This is a genomic window from Mesorhizobium sp. YL-MeA3-2017, assembly GCF_030814575.1.
In the GTDB taxonomy this organism is placed as follows: Bacteria; Pseudomonadota; Alphaproteobacteria; order Rhizobiales; family Rhizobiaceae; genus Mesorhizobium; species Mesorhizobium terrae.
The window spans coordinates 1,602,133-1,618,426 of sequence record NZ_JAUSVH010000001.1 but is presented as its reverse complement, the minus strand read 5'-3'; the positions used below and the strand labels follow the sequence as shown (position 1 = coordinate 1,618,426).

General features: G+C 62.5%; 17 protein-coding genes. 12 read left to right on the top strand and 5 right to left on the bottom strand.

Features of this window, described 5'->3' with window-relative positions; all coding sequences use genetic code 11:
* The first annotated feature begins 35 nt into the window (after positions 1 to 35).
* The 12 genes from QFZ88_RS07625 (at position 36) to QFZ88_RS07570 (ending at position 11,933) form a co-directional block, all read left to right on the top strand.
* Entirely contained in the window at positions 36 to 1,421 is a 1,386-nt protein-coding gene (locus tag QFZ88_RS07625) for a PLP-dependent aminotransferase family protein (protein WP_024925645.1), read from the top strand.
* A 138-nt stretch (positions 1,422 to 1,559) separates the two neighbouring features.
* Positions 1,560 to 2,345 carry an ectoine/hydroxyectoine ABC transporter ATP-binding protein EhuA gene (gene ehuA, locus QFZ88_RS07620; RefSeq protein ID WP_024925644.1) on the top strand — a complete coding sequence of 262 codons (786 nt, stop codon included), beginning with the start codon at positions 1,560 to 1,562 and terminating at the stop codon, positions 2,343 to 2,345.
* 93 nt (positions 2,346 to 2,438) lie between these two features.
* On the top strand, positions 2,439 to 3,290 hold the full coding sequence (ehuB, locus tag QFZ88_RS07615; protein WP_024925643.1) for an ectoine/hydroxyectoine ABC transporter substrate-binding protein EhuB: 852 nt from the start codon (positions 2,439 to 2,441) through the stop codon (positions 3,288 to 3,290).
* A gap of 200 nt (positions 3,291 to 3,490) precedes the next feature.
* Positions 3,491 to 4,150: an ectoine/hydroxyectoine ABC transporter permease subunit EhuC gene (ehuC, locus tag QFZ88_RS07610; protein ID WP_024925642.1), complete on the top strand. Its 660-nt coding sequence runs from the start codon at positions 3,491 to 3,493 to the stop codon at positions 4,148 to 4,150.
* 17 nt (positions 4,151 to 4,167) lie between these two features.
* The gene (gene ehuD / locus QFZ88_RS07605) at positions 4,168 to 4,827 is read left to right on the top strand and encodes an ectoine/hydroxyectoine ABC transporter permease subunit EhuD (RefSeq protein ID WP_024925641.1); all 660 of its coding nucleotides are present in this window, start codon (positions 4,168 to 4,170) and stop codon (positions 4,825 to 4,827) included.
* Between the two features lie 5 nt (positions 4,828 to 4,832).
* Positions 4,833 to 5,609, top strand: a complete 777-nt coding sequence (gene eutA, locus QFZ88_RS07600; protein ID WP_024925640.1) for an ectoine utilization protein EutA — start codon at positions 4,833 to 4,835, stop codon at positions 5,607 to 5,609.
* Between the two features lie 5 nt (positions 5,610 to 5,614).
* Entirely contained in the window at positions 5,615 to 6,604 is a 990-nt protein-coding gene (gene eutB, locus QFZ88_RS07595) for a hydroxyectoine utilization dehydratase EutB (RefSeq protein ID WP_036254473.1), read from the top strand.
* Entirely contained in the window at positions 6,601 to 7,593 is a 993-nt protein-coding gene (locus QFZ88_RS07590) for a cyclodeaminase (protein ID WP_024925638.1), read from the top strand. The genes eutB and QFZ88_RS07590 overlap by 4 nt, the downstream gene beginning before the upstream one ends.
* Before the next feature lie 136 nt (positions 7,594 to 7,729).
* Entirely contained in the window at positions 7,730 to 8,908 is a 1,179-nt protein-coding gene (doeA, locus tag QFZ88_RS07585) for an ectoine hydrolase DoeA (protein ID WP_024925637.1), read from the top strand.
* A 5-nt stretch (positions 8,909 to 8,913) separates the two neighbouring features.
* Complete coding sequence (gene doeB, locus QFZ88_RS07580; RefSeq protein ID WP_024925636.1) at positions 8,914 to 9,915, top strand: N(2)-acetyl-L-2,4-diaminobutanoate deacetylase DoeB; 1,002 nt, start codon at positions 8,914 to 8,916, stop codon at positions 9,913 to 9,915.
* Between the two features lie 320 nt (positions 9,916 to 10,235).
* A complete protein-coding gene (locus tag QFZ88_RS07575; protein WP_024925635.1) occupies positions 10,236 to 10,616 on the top strand; it encodes a c-type cytochrome in 381 nt (126 codons plus the stop codon).
* 495 nt (positions 10,617 to 11,111) lie between these two features.
* Positions 11,112 to 11,933, top strand: a complete 822-nt coding sequence (locus QFZ88_RS07570; protein ID WP_024925634.1) for a DUF2189 domain-containing protein — start codon at positions 11,112 to 11,114, stop codon at positions 11,931 to 11,933.
* A 39-nt stretch (positions 11,934 to 11,972) separates the two neighbouring features.
* Here QFZ88_RS07570 and QFZ88_RS07565 read toward each other — a convergent pair whose 3' ends face one another.
* The 5 genes from QFZ88_RS07565 to QFZ88_RS07545 form a co-directional block, all read right to left on the bottom strand.
* Positions 11,973 to 12,446 (bottom strand): aminoacyl-tRNA deacylase, encoded by a 474-nt coding sequence (locus tag QFZ88_RS07565; RefSeq protein WP_024925633.1) that lies wholly within the window; start codon positions 12,444 to 12,446, stop codon positions 11,973 to 11,975.
* Positions 12,447 to 12,565: 119 nt separating this feature from the next.
* Positions 12,566 to 12,952, bottom strand: a complete 387-nt coding sequence (locus QFZ88_RS07560; protein ID WP_024925632.1) for a cytochrome C oxidase subunit IV family protein — start codon at positions 12,950 to 12,952, stop codon at positions 12,566 to 12,568.
* A gap of 9 nt (positions 12,953 to 12,961) precedes the next feature.
* A complete protein-coding gene (locus tag QFZ88_RS07555; RefSeq protein ID WP_024925631.1) occupies positions 12,962 to 13,684 on the bottom strand; it encodes a heme-copper oxidase subunit III family protein in 723 nt (240 codons plus the stop codon).
* A 98-nt stretch (positions 13,685 to 13,782) separates the two neighbouring features.
* On the bottom strand, positions 13,783 to 14,487 hold the full coding sequence (locus QFZ88_RS07550; protein WP_024925630.1) for a cytochrome c oxidase subunit 3: 705 nt from the start codon (positions 14,485 to 14,487) through the stop codon (positions 13,783 to 13,785).
* Positions 14,484 to 16,259: a cbb3-type cytochrome c oxidase subunit I gene (locus QFZ88_RS07545; RefSeq protein WP_024925629.1), complete on the bottom strand. Its 1,776-nt coding sequence runs from the start codon at positions 16,257 to 16,259 to the stop codon at positions 14,484 to 14,486. The genes QFZ88_RS07550 and QFZ88_RS07545 overlap by 4 nt, the downstream gene beginning before the upstream one ends.
* Positions 16,260 to 16,294 lie beyond the last annotated feature (35 nt).

Below are 16,294 nucleotides of genomic sequence, written 5' to 3'. Positions count from 1 at the left end.
TTGTCAATTGCACTGATTTCGATCTCTATTAAGTCATGACATTGTGGCAACCAGATCCAGCTCTCATCCGCCGTCCGGCCTATCTCTCGCTGGCCGACCAGATCGCGCGCGCCATCCATGACGGACGGCTCGCCAATGGCGCGCAATTGCCGACGCATCGCCACCTTGCCGACGATCTGAAACTTTCCGTGCAGACCGTCAGTCGCGCCTATGAGGAATTGATCCGCCGAGGGCTGATTTCCGGCGAAGTCGGCCGCGGCAGTTTCGTGCAGACGCAACACCGCGAGCCCGAACCGCCCTACATCCCGGAGCGCCTGGGCGAAGTCATCGACCTTTCCATCCTGAAGCCGGTCTGCGAGCCGATGCATCTGGAGAAGCTGAAGCAGGCGCTGGGTTGGCTGGCCGAGAATTTGCCGGCGAGTTCGGCGCTGTCGTTCCGGCCGAACATGGTGTTTCCGCGCCACCGCGCGGTCGCGGTCGACTGGCTAAAGCTCTGCGGCCTTGAGGCCTCGCCCCAGAACATTAGCCTCACCAACGGCGCCACCGCCGGCATGACGGTGGCGCTGATGAGCGTGGCGCCGCCTGGCTCTACCGTCGCCACGGAGGCGATAGGCCACCACACGCTGATCCCGCTTGCCCGCTATCTCGGCTTCAACCTTGAAGGCCTGCCGATCGACGGCAATGGGCTGATCCCCGAGGCGCTCGACGAGGCCTGCCGCCTCTCCGACATTCGCGGCGTTTTCGTGCAGCCTTCGGTCATCAATCCGACGGCGACGTTGATGGATGCTACGCGTCGCGAGCAGATCGCGGCCGTTGCCCGCAAGCACGACATCGCCATCATCGAGAACGATGTGCTCGGGCCGTTGGTCGAAGGTCGGCCGCCCGCGGTCGCGGCCTTCGCGCCCGAACGCACGCTTTTCGTCACCTCCTTCACCAAGATTACCGTGCCCGGCCTGCGCATCGGCTACCTCGCCGTGCCCGACCGCTATGTCGCGGCCGTCGCCAACCGTCACCTTGTCTCTAACTGGATGGCGACGCCGATGGTGGCGGAGATCGCAACTCGTTGGGTGAGCGACGGCACGGCGCTGGAGCTGGTCAATTGGCAGCGTGGGGCATTGAGGCAGCGCCAGGAGATAGCGGCTGAAATGCTGGCGGGGGTCGAGTATCGCGCCCATCGCGACGGGCTGCATCTGTGGCTCGAGTTGCCGGGCGACCATGCGGAGGAGAGCTTTGTGTCGCAGGCGCGCTTACGCGGCGTGGCGATCGCACCGGGTACTTCGTTCCGCATCGCCGACACGCCGTGGCGTCCGGCCGTACGCATCTCACTCGGATCGACCACCGAGGGGGAACTGCGCGCAGGCCTCGGCGTTGTTGCCAAGCTTTTGCGTGGCGATCCGGAGCATTTGCTGCTCGCCATCTGATGCAAAAGCAGAGCGCAGATTACCCTGAAATTGTGCCGCATCGGAAAATATTGTCATGATATTATTTTCCCAATTGACATGATTTGGTGTGTTTCGCATCGTTAAGGGCATAGCATTCTCCAGAATGGGGAAAACAGATTGCCCACGCCCACTATCAAGGTTGACGCGATTTCGAAGAGCTTCGGTGCCTTCAAGGTGCTAGACGGCCTGTCGATGCAGGTCATGCCCGGCGAGAAACTGGCGCTGATCGGCCCGTCCGGCTCCGGCAAGACGACGATCCTGCGCATCCTGATGACGCTGGAGAAGATCGACGGCGGCCACATCGAGGTCGACGGCGAGCAGCTCTACCACATGGAGCGCAACGGGCAGCTGCTGCCGGCCAACGAGCGGCATCTGGCAAAAATGCGCCAGAAGATCGGCATGGTCTTCCAGCTCTTCAATCTGTTTCCGCACAAATGTGTCATGGACAACGTCACCCTGGCACCGATGCTGACCAAGGGCGTTGCGCGCGCCGCCGCCGAGAAGCGGGCGATGGAACTGCTCGATATGGTTGGCCTTGCCGACAAGGCGAAGGCGATGCCGGCGCAGCTTTCCGGCGGCCAGAAGCAGCGCGTGGCGATTGCGCGGGCGCTGGCGCTGTCGCCCAAGATCATGCTGTTCGACGAGGTCACCTCAGCGCTCGACCCGGAACTGGTCGAGGAGGTGCTCAACGTCATGCGCAAGCTCGCCGCCGAAACCGATATGACGATGCTTCTCGTCACCCACGAGATGGGCTTCGCCCACGACTTCGCCGACCGCGTGCTGTTCTTCGACCGTGGCCGGATCGTCGAGGAAGGCAAGCCCGACGAGATTTTCCGCCATCCCAAACAGGAGAGAACGCAGAGTTTCCTGAAGAAGATCATCGCAGCAGGACATCGTATCTGACCGCAATGCAAACGGGCGACGTAGTTGTCCACGGACGGCCAACGGCCGTCCCGAACCAAGCATGCCAAAAACAGAAACAAGGAGTTGGGAACAATGAAGAAACTTGGCATTCTGGCTGGTGTCGCCGGCCTCGCACTGACCGCCATGCTCGCCGCCACGAGCGCCGGTTCGGCGGATGACAGCAAGCTCGAGAAATTGAAGTCGCAGGGCTTTGCCCGCCTCGCCATCGCCAATGAGCCGCCCTATACGGCGGTGGCCGCCGACGGCAAGGTTTCGGGCGCGGCGCCTGATGTGGCGCGCGAGATCTTCAAACGGCTGGGCGTCGCCGATGTCGTAGCCTCGATCTCCGAATATGGCGCGATGATCCCAGGCCTCCAGGCCGGCCGCTTCGACGTGGTCACCGCCGGCCTGTTCATGAAGCCGGAGCGTTGCGCGGCCGTCGTCTATTCCGAACCGGTGCTGTGCGATGCAGAGGCGCTGCTGGTGAAGAAGGGCAACCCGAAGGGTTTTAAGAGCTACGAGGACATCGCCAAGGATACCTCGGCGACTGTCGGCGCGCCGGGTGGTGGCACCGAAGAGAAGCTGGCGCTCAACGCCGGCGTGCCGCGCGATCGCGTCATCGTCGTGCCGGATGGCCAGAGCGGCCTGAAGATGGTGCAGGACGGCCGTATCGACGCCTATTCGCTGCCCGTGCTGTCGATCAACGACCTGCTCAAGAAGGCTAGCGATCCGAACCTCGAAGTGATCGCGCCGGTGGTCGGTGCTCCAGTCTACTGCGACGGCGCCGCGTTCAAGAAAGGCGACGAGGCGTTGCGCGATGCCTATGACGTCGAACTCGCCAAGATGAAGAAGTCCGGCGAGTTCGCCAAGATCATCGAACCCTACGGCTTCTCGGCAGCGGCCGCGATGTCGACGACGCGTGAGAAGCTCTGCACGGCGAAGTAGCTCCTTCCTTCCTTCTCCCTGCTCGCGGGGAGAGGGTGGCCCGAAGGGGCGGGTGAGGGGCGGTGCCAAACTTTTGCAAGTTCGCGTTGCCCATCATCTGCCCGTCCTCCGCAGTTGCGCTGCAGCTACGGAGGGGGAACCGGCTTGTCTCCCCTGGACGGGAAGACGGGCCAAGAGCAAACGTTGGAAACCTCTAATTCATGACCCAGTGGCCCGGCTATTTCGGCCTGATATTGCAAGGGGCGCTTGTCACCATCGAGCTGACGCTGATGGGGTCGGTGCTTGCGCTGATCATGGCCTTCCTTGCCGGCATGGGCCGCCTGTCGCGCTTCTTCGTCGTGCGGGCCATTGCCACGACCTATATCGAATTCTTCCGCGGCACCTCGATCTTCGTGCAGTTGTTCTGGGCCTATTTCGTGCTGCCCTTTGCCGGCTTGTCGTTGACGCCGCTGCAAGCCGGCGTACTGGCGCTGGGGCTCAATGTCGGCGCTTACGGGGCGGAGGTGGTGCGCGGCGCCATTCTGTCCGTCGGTCGCGAGCAATACGAAGCCTGCACGGCGCTCAACCTCGGCCGTTGGCAAGGCATGCGCCATGTCATCCTGCCGCAGGCACTGCTCGTCATGCTGCCGACCTTCGGCAACAACGCAATCGAGTTGCTCAAGGCAACATCGGTCGTGTCGCTTATCTCGCTCGCAGACCTCACTTTCCAGGCGCAGGTGGTGCGCTCGCAGACCGGCAGCACGTTGACGCCGTTCCTGTCCGCGATGGTCATCTATTTCTCTCTCGCGCTGATCATCTCCTGGGGTGTGCGCACGCTGGAGCGCCGCATGGCGCGTGGCCTCGACGGAGTGCGCGTCTGATGGATTGGGCCAAGTAAATGGATTGGGATTGGGATTTCGTCCGGCAGATCATGCCGGTGCTGCTCCAGGGGGTGAAGATCACCATTCTGGCGACGGTCCTGGGCTCGATCCTGGCCGCGATCGTGGGGCTTGGGATAGCGTTGGCGCGGCGCTCGTCGAACCGGCTCGTCTCGCTCGGTGTCGGCTGGTTTGCCGAGTTCATCCGCGGCACGCCGCTTCTGGTGCAGCTCTATTTCATCTTCTACGTGCTGCCCGACATCGGCATCCTGTTGCCGCCGCTGGTGGCAGGCGTCATCGGCCTTGGCCTGCACTACGGCACCTATACGGCCGAGGTCTACCGCGCCGGCATCGACAACGTGCCGCGCGGCCAATGGGAAGCGGCCAAGGCCTGCAATCTCAGCGGCCGTCACACCTGGACGCACATCATCCTGCCACAAGCGATCCCGCCGATGATCCCGGCCTTGGCCAACTATTTCATCGCCATGTTCAAGGAAACGCCGCTGCTTTCAGCGATCACCGTTCTGGAACTGATGAACCAGGCCAAGAGCGTCGCCAATACCTACTACCGCTACATCGAGCCGATAACGCTGGTCGGCGCCTTCTTCCTCGTCATCAGCCTCTGCTCGGTCATGCTGCTGCGCTGGCTGGAGCATCGCTACGGCCGGATCGAAAGATGAAAGCCATGAAACCGTTGCCCGAGATTCGCCTCGAAACGACGCGCCCCGCGCTCGACAAACGTCCGCTGGAAAAGCGCGTTGGCCTGATCGCTCTGGCCACCGACCACACCAGCGAGGTGGACTTTCGCCGCATGGTGGCGAGCGAGCGCATCGGCGTCTACGTCGCGCGTATTCCCTATGCCAATCCGACGACACCGGAGAATTTGCGCAAGATGCAGCCTTCGCTTTCGGCGGGCTCAGCGCTGATCCTGCCCGACGAGCCACTCGACGCCGTCTGCTATTCCTGCACGTCTGCTTCCGTGGTGATCGGCGATGCCGAGATCGAAGCGGCGATCCAGGCGGCAAAGCCCGGTATTCCGGTGGTGACGCCACCGATGGCTGGCATGCGCGGCCTCAACGCCCTTGGCACGCAGCGGGTCAGCATCCTGACCCCTTATACGGTCGAGACCAGCCAGCCGATGGCCGCCTATTTCGCGGCGCATGGCTTCGACATCCAGAGCTTCACGTGCCTCGGTTTCGAGGACGACCGCGAGATGGCGCGCATCACACCAGTTTCGCTTGTCGAGCTCGCGCGAAAGGCAATGCATCCCCAGGCTGACGCGCTCTTCGTCTCGTGCACCGCGCTGCGCGCCGCGCTCGCTGTTCCGGGCATGGAAGAGGCGATCGGCCGACCGGTCGTCACCAGCAACCAGGCCAGCGCCTGGAACTGCCTTCGGCTGTGCGGCGACGACACGCCACGGCCGGAGTTCGGCCGGCTGATGACCAAGCCGCTGGCCGCGTGATCGAAATGACGGTTGAGCTTCAGCATATTCGCGCCGCGCGCGAGCGTATTGCCGGCAAGGTCGAGCGGACACGCTGTGTGGTATCGCAAAGCCTTTCGGATTGTACCGGTGGTCCGGTTCATCTGAAGCTGGAGAATCATCAGACCACCGGCGCGTTCAAGCTGCGCGGCGCGTCCAACGCAATTGCCGCCTTGAATCCGCAGGAGAGATCGCGCGGCGTCGTGGCGGCCTCGACCGGCAATCACGGCCGCGCACTTGCGCATGCCGCCAAGCTCGAAGGCATGCGCGCGGTGATCTGCATGTCGAGGCTGGTGCCCGACAACAAGCTCGACGCCATCCGCCGGCTCGGCGCGGATGTCCGCATTGTCGGCAATAGTCAGGACGACGCCCAGCAGGAAGTCGACAGGCTGGTGGCGGAGGAAGGGCTCGTCATGCTGCCGCCTTTCGACCACCCCGATATCATCGCCGGGCAGGGCACGCTCGGGCTGGAAATCATGGAGCAGGTGTCGGACGCTGCGGCCGTGCTGGTGCCGCTCTCCGGCGGCGGGCTGGCGGCGGGTGTCGCCGCGGCGATCAAAGGCGTCAGTCCGAGTACGAAAATAATAGGCATCTCGATGGTGTGCGGCGCGGCGATGAAAGCGAGCCTCGATGCTGGCCGGCCCGTGCAGGTCGAGGAACTGCCGACGCTGGCAGACTCGCTCGGCGGCGGCATCGGACTCGACAACCGGCTGACCTTTGCCATGTGCCGCGCCCTGCTCGACGACGTTGTCCTGCTTTCCGAAGACGAGATCGCCGCCGGTATCCGCCATGCCTACGAACAGGAACGCGAGATCGTCGAGGGTGCCGGCGCCGTTGGCATAGCGGCGCTGCTTGCCGGCAAAGTCGGGGTGAGCGGGCCGACTGTGCTTATCCTCTCCGGCCGCAACATCGACATGGATCTGCACCGCCGCATCGTCTGCGGCGAGGCACCTGCATTGAGGGAGCGCGCCGCATGAGCCGCATGACCATTCTCACCGAAGCAGAACTGCGCAAGATCGTGACGCTCGATCTCGACACTGTCGCCGGTATCGAGAACGCTTTCCGCTCCTTGGCCACGCTGCCAGTGGCGATGCCACCGATTCTCAGGCTCGACATGCCCGAGCAGCGCGGCGAAGTCGACGTGAAGACGGCCTATGTGCCGGGCATCGACGGTTTCGCGATCAAGATCAGCCCCGGTTTCTTCGACAATCCGAAGCTTGGCCTGCCCAGCGTCAACGGGATGATGATTTTACTTTCGGCAAGGACAGGCCTGATCGAGGCGCTGCTGCTCGACAATGGCTATCTTACCGATATCCGCACGGCGGCCGCTGGAGCGGTCGCGGCCAGGCATCTGTCGCGTGCTGACTCGAAGGTCGCGGCGATCTTCGGCGCCGGCATGCAGGCTCGATTGCAGCTTGAAGCGTTGCGTCTCGTCAGGCCTATCGAGGAAGCGCGCATCTGGGCGCGCGACGCCGCCAAGGCCGAGGCGACCGCAGCCTACTTGCGCGACAAGCTCGGCATTCTGGTGCGTGCGGAACCGGACGCGGCAAAGGCGGCGGCCGGGGCTGACGTCATCGTCACCACCACGCCGTCGACCGAGCCGCTGATCAAGGCCGGTTTCGTCTCGGTCGGACAACACATCACCGCCATGGGTTCGGATGCCGAGCACAAGAACGAGATCGCGCCGACAATCCTTGGCATGGCCGATCTCTATGTCGCCGACTACGCTAAGCAGACGCGGCGTCTGGGCGAGCTTCATCATGCCATCGAGGCGGCAGTCTTTGCCGCCGACGCCGAGGTCACCGAACTCGGCCAAATCATAGCTGGAGAAAAGCCCGGCCGCCGCTCGGCAAGCGACATCACCATCGCCGACCTCACCGGTACCGGCGTGCAGGACACCGCGATCGCTACGCTCACCCGCGACCGCGCGCGGGCGGCCAATGCCGGAACCATTTTTGAGAGCTGATGCCTGGCCAAAGCGTGATCCGAAAAAGTGGGAGCCGGTTTTCCGAAAAGATCGCGCTCGAACACCAAACTGACGACGAGCCGGATTCAACGGAGTTGAAACAGGCTCCAGGCCCAACAAACGAGGACCAAGAACGATGCAGCCGAACCTGAAATTCTCGCGGAGCGAATTTGCCGATCGCCTCGCCAAGACGCGCAAGGCCATGGAGGTGAGGGGCGTCGATCTTCTGATCATCAGCGATCCCTCCAACATGGCCTGGCTAACGGGATACGACGGCTGGTCCTTCTATGTGCATCAGGCCGTCATCGTGCCGCCTTCGGGCGAACCGGTCTGGTATGGTCGTGGCCAGGATGCCAACGGTGCCAAGCGCACCGCCTATCTCGCCCACGACAACATCGTCGGTTACGCCGATCATTATGTGCAGTCGACCGAGCGCCATCCGATGGACTATCTCGCCACTGTGCTTGCCGAGCGCGGTTGGGACAAGCTCACCGTCGGCGTCGAGATGGACAATTACTGGTTCTCGGCTGCTGCCTTCGCTGCCCTGCAGAAGCACCTGCCCAATGCTCGCTTTGCCGATGCCACCGCGCTGGTGAACTGGCAGCGCGCCGTGAAGAGCCCGACCGAGATCGACTACATGCGCAAGGCCGCCCGCATCGTCGAAGCCATGCACCAGCGCATCGTCGACAAGATCGAGGTCGGCATGCGCAAATGCGATCTGGTCGCCGAAATCTACGATGCCGGCACGCGCGGCATCGACGACATCGGCGGTGACTATCCGGCGATCGTGCCGCTGCTGCCGTCGGGCGCAGATGCCTCGGCGCCGCATCTGACCTGGGACGACAAGCCGATGCAGGTGAACGAGGGCACGTTCTTCGAGATCGCCGGCTGCTACAACCGCTACCACTGTCCGCTGTCGCGCACCGTCTTCCTCGGCAAGCCGACGCAGGCCTTCCTCGATGCAGAAAAGGCGACGCTGGAGGGCATGGAGGCCGGCCTTGCCGCCGCCAAGCCCGGCAATGCCTGCGAAGACATCGCCAATGCTTTCTTCGCGGTGCTCAAGAAATACGGCATCGTCAAGGACAACCGCACCGGCTACTCGATCGGTCTGTCCTATCCGCCGGACTGGGGCGAGCGCACGATGAGCCTGCGCCCCGGCGACCGCACCGAACTCAAACCCGGCATGACTTTCCATTTCATGACCGGTCTTTGGTTGGAGACGATGGGGCTGGAGATCACCGAATCGATCCTGATCACCGACACCGGCGTCGAATGCCTGGCCAATGTGCCGCGCAAGCTCTTCGTGAAGGACTGAGGCCGATGTCAGCACTGCGTCCGTCGCCGATCACGGCGACCGTCGACTTCGAGCGCGACGGCGTCCAGCACGGTTTCCTGCGCCTGCCTTACAGCCGCGACGATTCCGCCTGGGGTTCCGTGATGATCCCGGTCTGCGTTATCCGCAACGGCAAAGGCTCGACGGCGCTGCTCACCGGCGGCAATCATGGCGACGAGTATGAGGGGCCGCTGGCACTCTATGAACTCGCCCGCGCGCTCGACCCGAAAAAAGTTTCCGGCACGGTCATCATCGTGCCGGCGATGAACTATCCGGCCTTCCGCGCCGGCACGCGTACCTCGCCGATCGACAAGGGCAACATGAACCGCTCTTTCCCCGGCCGGCCCCACGGCACGGTGACCGAGAAGATCGCGGACTATTTCCAGCGCGAGCTGCTCCCCCGCGCGGACATCGTGTTTGACTTCCACTCCGGCGGCCGAACGCTGGACTTCGTGCCGTTCTGTGCCGCGCACATGCTGGCGGACAAGGCGCAGGAAGCGAAGGCCTTTGCAGCGGTCGAGGCCTTCTCGGCGCCGTTCTCGATGCGCATGACCGAGATCGATGCGGTCGGCATGTACGACACCGCGGCCGAGGAGATGGGCAAGGTCTTCGTCACCACCGAGCTTGGCGGCGGCGGGACGTCGCGGGCGGAAACCGTGCGCATCGCCCGCCGTGGCATCCTCAACGTGCTTCGCCACGCTGGCATCGTCGATGGTGTGGTCGAGAAGCGCAGAACCCAGTGGCTGGATATGCCCTCGGATGATTGCTTCGCCTTCGCCGAAGATGACGGCATGATCGAGACCATGGTCGACCTCGGTGAGCCAGTCGAGGATAGCCAGGTGGTGGCGCGCATCCATTCCTTGGGCCGCACCGGTCAGACCCCGCAAGAGATCAGGGCCAGAATGTCGGGCCTGCTGGCCGCGCGCCATTTCCCCGGCTTGGTCAAGGCCGGCGATTGCGTCTCGGTGATTGGTGCGCTGGTCTCCTGATGTTTCCGACGAGCCAGTTGCGATGTCCGCCTGGGATAAGTTCAATTGGATGCGTGGGGGACGCCTGAATTCCAGTGTGAGGCATTCCGGCCTCGAGGCCGTCATTCCGCTTCCGCGTCTCGCCGCGGTCACTCGTCAGCACGCGGCCTAGACCTTCGCAAGGACTGGCTTTTTCTACCCACCGGCGTGGCCCTGTGGTATGTAGGTGCCGCAATTCCACTGAGGAGACGGGGATATTCCGCTCTACCATGCAGGGCGCTCCAGCAGGGCTGGTATGGCGCGGATTGTCTGACGTGCGGTGATAATCAGGGAGCAATGCCATGCGCGTGATAGCGCTTCTTGCGGTCTTGTCCATCGCGACGTTTGTCAGCCACCCCGCGCAGGCGCAGGACGCCGCCGCAGGTGAAAAAGTGTTCACAAAATGCAAAGTCTGCCATATCGCCGACCAGGATAGGAACCTGATCGGCCCGTCGCTGCACGGCGTCATTGGGCGCACCGCCGGCACGCATCCCAACTTCGCCTATTCGGCTGCGATGGTCGCGGCCGGAAAATCCGGCGTCAAATGGGATGAGCCGACCTTGACGACGTATCTTCACGACCCCCGGGCCATGGTCAAGGGAACCAAGATGACATTTCCCGGTCTCAAGGACGATCAGGACATAACCAACGTCATCGCCTACCTGAAACAGGTTTCCAAGTAAGTGGGGAGCGATCCAGGCTCCTCGATGGCTGCATGCTCATCCCGAAAGACGATGGTCAGCCGGCAACTTCACGGTTGAGAGTGTCGCGTCCTTGCCGTCACGACGGCAGGGCACAAAACCCCAACAGCAGCAGAATAATGATGCCAAGGCCGAGTATGAGAAGCGTCTGATTGTCCATGACCTTCACCTTCGACCGGGGCGCATGATCCCAGAAATCGGGAGCGATCTTCTAAAAGGGTCAGGCACCAATCTAAGTGGTACAGCGTCCTTGACGCCCAAGAGGGCGAACGGCGGCGTATCAGAATACCGAAGAAAGGCCTGTGGAGCCAGCGCGTCGCTTCGGCAGCGATCACGCCTTCCGACGAAAGCGGGACAAAAAGGGCACGAAGGAGTATGTTGGTCATGGGTTGAGGTCGCGGTTTGCGTGGCCAGCCATGCTGAGCGGTAGCCCTGCGAAACCCGAGACCTTGCCGGACCTGATTTGGAGGAACGGCCATGGCAAGCTTTCACGTGATTGCAGGCGCCAGCGAAACGCTGGTGCACACCAAAGTCAGAAAAATCCGCGTTTCCGACCTTTTTGATGCGCTCAGGCGCGGTATCGACGACTTCATGGTCAAGCCCTCGCATATCGTGTTTTTGTGCATGATCTATCCCCTCGTCGGCGTGGTACTTGCCACCTGGACATCGGGAGAAAACGCACTGCCGCTGCTGTTTCCGCTGTTGTCCGGCTTTGCGCTGATCGGTCCGTTCGCGGCGATCGGTCTCTACGAGATCAGCCGAAGGCGGGAAGCCGGGCTCGATTCATCCTGGCGCCACGCCTTCGAGATCAGGCACTCTCCGGCGCTGCCTTCCATCGCGGCGGTCGGGATCATGCTGTTCGCGATCTTCATCACGTGGCTTTTGACAGCCAAGGTTTTCTACGAGCACCTGTTCGGCCCCGAGCCGCCGGCGTCACTGTCCAGCTTTATCGCCGAGATATTCGCCACAGGCCGCGGCTGGACGCTGATCGTGCTCGGTCACGCCATAGGGTTCGCATTTGCCGTGGCCGTGTTGTGCACGACCGTGGTCGCTTTCCCGCTGCTGCTTGATCGCGACGTCGGCGCCTACGAGGCCATACACACATCGGTGCGCGTCGTCCTCGCCAACCCGATCGTTATGGCCGTCTGGGGACTGATCGTCGCCATTGGGCTGATCATCGGCTCGCTGCTTGTATTCGCGGGATTGGCGGTCGTGCTGCCAATTCTCGGTCATTCCACCTGGCATCTATACCGCAAGGTGGTGGAGCCGCCGCCGTCGAGAGCGGGCAAGCCAGCCTAGGAAGTCGTCTCTCATCATGACGGCGCGGGCATCGGGTTTTCAGTGTGCCAGATGGCTGAAGCGGGCGACCCGCGCACCTTGCAACAGGGAACGGAAGTCATCGGCATTGACGTGCACCAGCGTCTTGTGGTCTCCGGCTTCGAAGTAGACGTCTGTGTCCACATCGAAGCTTTCGTCAAGAATGACCGGCACGTCGTAGGCGGCACCTACCGGTGGCACCGCGCCAATGTCGCAGTCGCTGAACAATTGGCTGACTTCATCTTCCGAAGCGAGGCCGAGCCGTCTGTCCACGACGGCCTGCAGCGTGTTGAGCTCGATACGGTGGTTGCTTGGCACAACCGCGAGCGCATAGCCCGTCTCATGGTGAACCAGCACCGACTTGGCGAGCCGGCGGCCCGGAACATGCGCTGCCTGCGCCGTCTGGCTGCTGGTCGCGGTCCTGTGGTGGGTAACGGTATCGTAGTGGATACCCTTGCCGACAATATAGTCCTTGAGTTTTGTTGCGATCGTCATCGTGGGCGCCTTTCGGTTGGAGGTGGTGACGCATCGGAGAACGAGGCCGCCATTGTCCTCCCATCATTTTTCCTGTCAACGAAGAACGCGACCTGGCGCGGGCCAAACGGCGAAAACACCTACGGTCCCATGCCGAACGACAGCACGCGTGTAAGCTCGGTATAGTCGGACTCGAGCGCCATGATCGTGACGAAGACCAGGATCAGCAGTGGGGGCACCAGGATCGCATAGGCAAGCGCGAGCCGCTCCCACGCCATATGCATGAACACGGCGACGATCAGCCCGGCCTTGAGCATCATGAATGTAACGATCAGGCCCCATCTGAGAAGTCCCTGAAGGCCGAAATAGTCGATGCTGTAGGAACCGGCGCTGAGGACGAACAGCCAGCCCCAGACGACGAGATAAAGCTTGATCGGATGCTGCTGGCCCTCCGCATGTACCGATGCAGGCGCGGGGGCGGCGGCGCTGCCATGCAGCCCGTGATCTTGCGCTTCCGCTTGTGCCATCGCTCCACCTCACCAAAGATAGAAGAATGCAAAGATGAACACCCACACCAGATCGACGAAGTGCCAGTAGAGCCCCAGGATCTCGACGCTTTCGTATTGGCCGCGGCGGCTGGTGAAGAATCCCCGCGCGCCGGTTTCGAAGTCGCCGCGCCACGCCTTGCGCGCGGTGATCAAGAGAAAGATCACGCCGATCGTGACATGGGTGCCATGGAAGCCGGTGATCATGAAGAAGGACGACCCAAACTGAACGGCGCCCCACGGGTTCGCCCAGGGCCGCACGCCCTCGGTGATGAGCTTGGTCCATTCGAAGGCCTGCATGCAGACGAAGGCCGCGCCGAGAGCGGCTGTAAGCAGCATGAAAGCCGCGGTCTTCCTGCGGTCGTGCCGATAGCCGAAATTGACGGCCATCGCCATAGTGCCGCTGGAGGATATCAGCACGAACGTCATGATCGCGATCAGGATCAGCGGAACATCCTGGCCGAACAAATGCAGCGCGAAAACCTCGCTCGGATTGGGCCAAGGCACCGTCGTCGACATGCGGGCGGTCATGTAGGACAACAGGAAACAGCCGAAGATGAAGGTGTCGCTGAGCAGGAAGATCCACATCATGGCCTTCCCCCAAGAGACATTCTTGAAAGCCCTTTGGTCGGAGGACCAGTCGGCGACGATACCGTGCAGGCCCGGCGGTCGCGAAGCGGTATGATCGCCATGTCCCTGCGTGGTCTCGGACATCCGCTACTCCTCTTCAATCACGATCCTGTTGCCCCGTCCTGGGACACGATCGAGCGTCCGAACAAGCACCTCTGAGCCCTCGCGCGTCTCGCGAGACCCTAGGCAAGCAGTCCGCGGCAGATATCGATCAGATCGGCCGCCCAGCCGTTGAGCACTGAGACAAGCACCAGCCAAACCAGCAGCAGGACATGCCAGTACATCGCGCAGAGCTCGGTCGACAAAACGAGCTTTTCCGGCCTGACGCTCCGCCATGCCCGGATGTTGACCCGGCTCAGCGCGACCAGTCCGCCAACGATGTGCAGGCCGTGCATCGCCGTGAGCAAATAGAAGAAGCTGGCGGCCGGGTTCCCGGTCGCGAAATAGCCCTCGGCGGCGAAGTCGCGCCAAGCCAGCAACTGCCCGCCCAGGAAGGCTAATGAGGCCAGCGCGCCAGCGAGAAGGGCAAGTCGCACATTCTCCAGCTGTCCCTTGTGCGCAGCGAACACCGCGCCTTGAAGCGCCATGCTCGCTAGCGCCAGCATCGCCGTGTTGGGCCACAGGATCGCCGGAACCGGAGCTGGCTGCCAGTCGGTATAGATCATGCGCATGAAATAGGCGCTGATGAGCAACGCAAACAGCGCGCCGACCACCGCGAGGAAGACGCCAAGCCCGATCTTGGCCGGGTGCATGAGCGACGCTTCGGTACCGGGGAAAGCCGTTACCGGCCCGGCCTCCAACCACGGTTTCGACATCAGCCTCTGTCGCGACAGCCACCAGCCGACCACCGCGGCTATCGCCGCAAGGAAGAACAGTGCCGCGCTCATGTGCTGCCGCCCTGGGTCAGCGGGCGCGGATCGTTCTGCGCAATGAAGTCCTCGGGCGCGCCGGGCACGCTGTAGTCGTAAGCCCAGCGATAGACGACCGGCAAATCCTTGCCGAAATTGCCGTGCGGCGGCGGCGTGCCCGCAGTCTGCCATTCCAGCGTCGTTGCCCGCCATGGATTGTTGCCGGCCTCACGGCCATGCCGGATGCTCCATATGAGGTTGAAGAGGAATACCATCTGGGCCATGCCGACGGTCAGGGCGGCAATGGTGATGAACTGGTTGAGCGTATGGACCGATGGCGGGACAAAGGCAGTATCGCCGATCTCGGGGTAACGCCGCGGTACGCCGACCAGCCCGACATAATGCATGGGGAAGAAGATAAGATAGGCGCCGAGGAAGGTGACCCAGAAATGGAAACGCCCCATCGCTTCGTTGAGCATCCGGCCGGTGATCTTGGGGTACCAATGATAGATGGCGCCGAAGACGACAAGCACGGGCGCCACGCCCATCACCATGTGGAAGTGTGCGACCACGAACATCGTCTGCGCCAGCGGCACGTCGACCACCACGTTGCCGAGGAACAGGCCGCTCAACCCGCCATTGATGAAGGTGACGATGAACGCCAGCGCAAACAGCATCGGGGTCGTCAGATGGATGTCGCCGCGCCACAGCGTCAATACCCAGTTGTAAACCTTGATGGCGGTGGGGATCGCGATGATCAGCGTGGTGGTGGCGAAGAAGAAGCCGAAATAAGGATGCATGCCTGAGACATACATGTGATGCGCCCATACCACGAAGCTCAGCGCGCCGATGGCGATGATGGCCCAGACCATCATGCGGTAGCCGAAGATGTTCTTGCGTGCATGGGTGCTGATCAGGTCGGAGACGATGCCGAAGGCGGGCAGCGCCACGATGTAGACCTCGGGATGGCCAAAGAACCAGAACAGGTGCTGGAACATGATCGGGCTGCCGCCGTTGTGCGGGAGCGGGGTGGCGCCCATCTCCACGATCGCCGGCATGAAGAAGCTCGACCCGATCAGCCGGTCGAACAGCATCATGACGCAGGCAACGAAAAGCGCGGGGAAAGCAAGCAGTGCCATCACGGTGGCCGTGAAAATGCCCCAGACGGTCAGCGGCAGGCGCATCAGCGTCATGCCGCGCGTGCGGCCCTGGAGCACGGTCACGACATAGTTCAGGCCGCCCATGGTGAATCCGACGATAAATAGGATCAGCGAAACAAGCATCAGGATGATGCCCCAATCCTGTCCGCCTGGGGTGCCCGAGGTGATGGCCTGCGGCGGATAGAGCGTCCAGCCGGCCCCGGTCGGGCCGCCGGGCGCAAAGAAGCTGCTGGCCAACACCAGAACGGCGAGCAGATACACCCAGTAGCTCAGCATGTTGACATAAGGAAACACCATGTCGCGCGCGCCGACCATCAACGGGATCAGGTAGTTGCCGAAACCGCCGAGGAAAAGCGCGGTCAGAAGATAAATCACCATGATCATGCCGTGCATGGTCATGAACTGGTAGTACATGTCAGGCGTGATCGCGGTGAACGTCTCGGGAAAACCAAGCTTGAGGCGCATCAGCCAGGATAGCACCAGCGCGACAAGGCCGATGGCGGTGGCCGTGCCGGCGTACTGGATGGCGATGACCTTGGCGTCCTGCGAAAAGACGTATTTCGTCCACCAGCTGTGGGGGTGATAGAGCTCGGCCTCGGCCACTTCCGCGGCCGGGACGAGACCTGCTCCATGAGGCGTGACGTCGACCATCCTGCACCTCTTCGTTCGTTTCAGCCTTCCCGCGA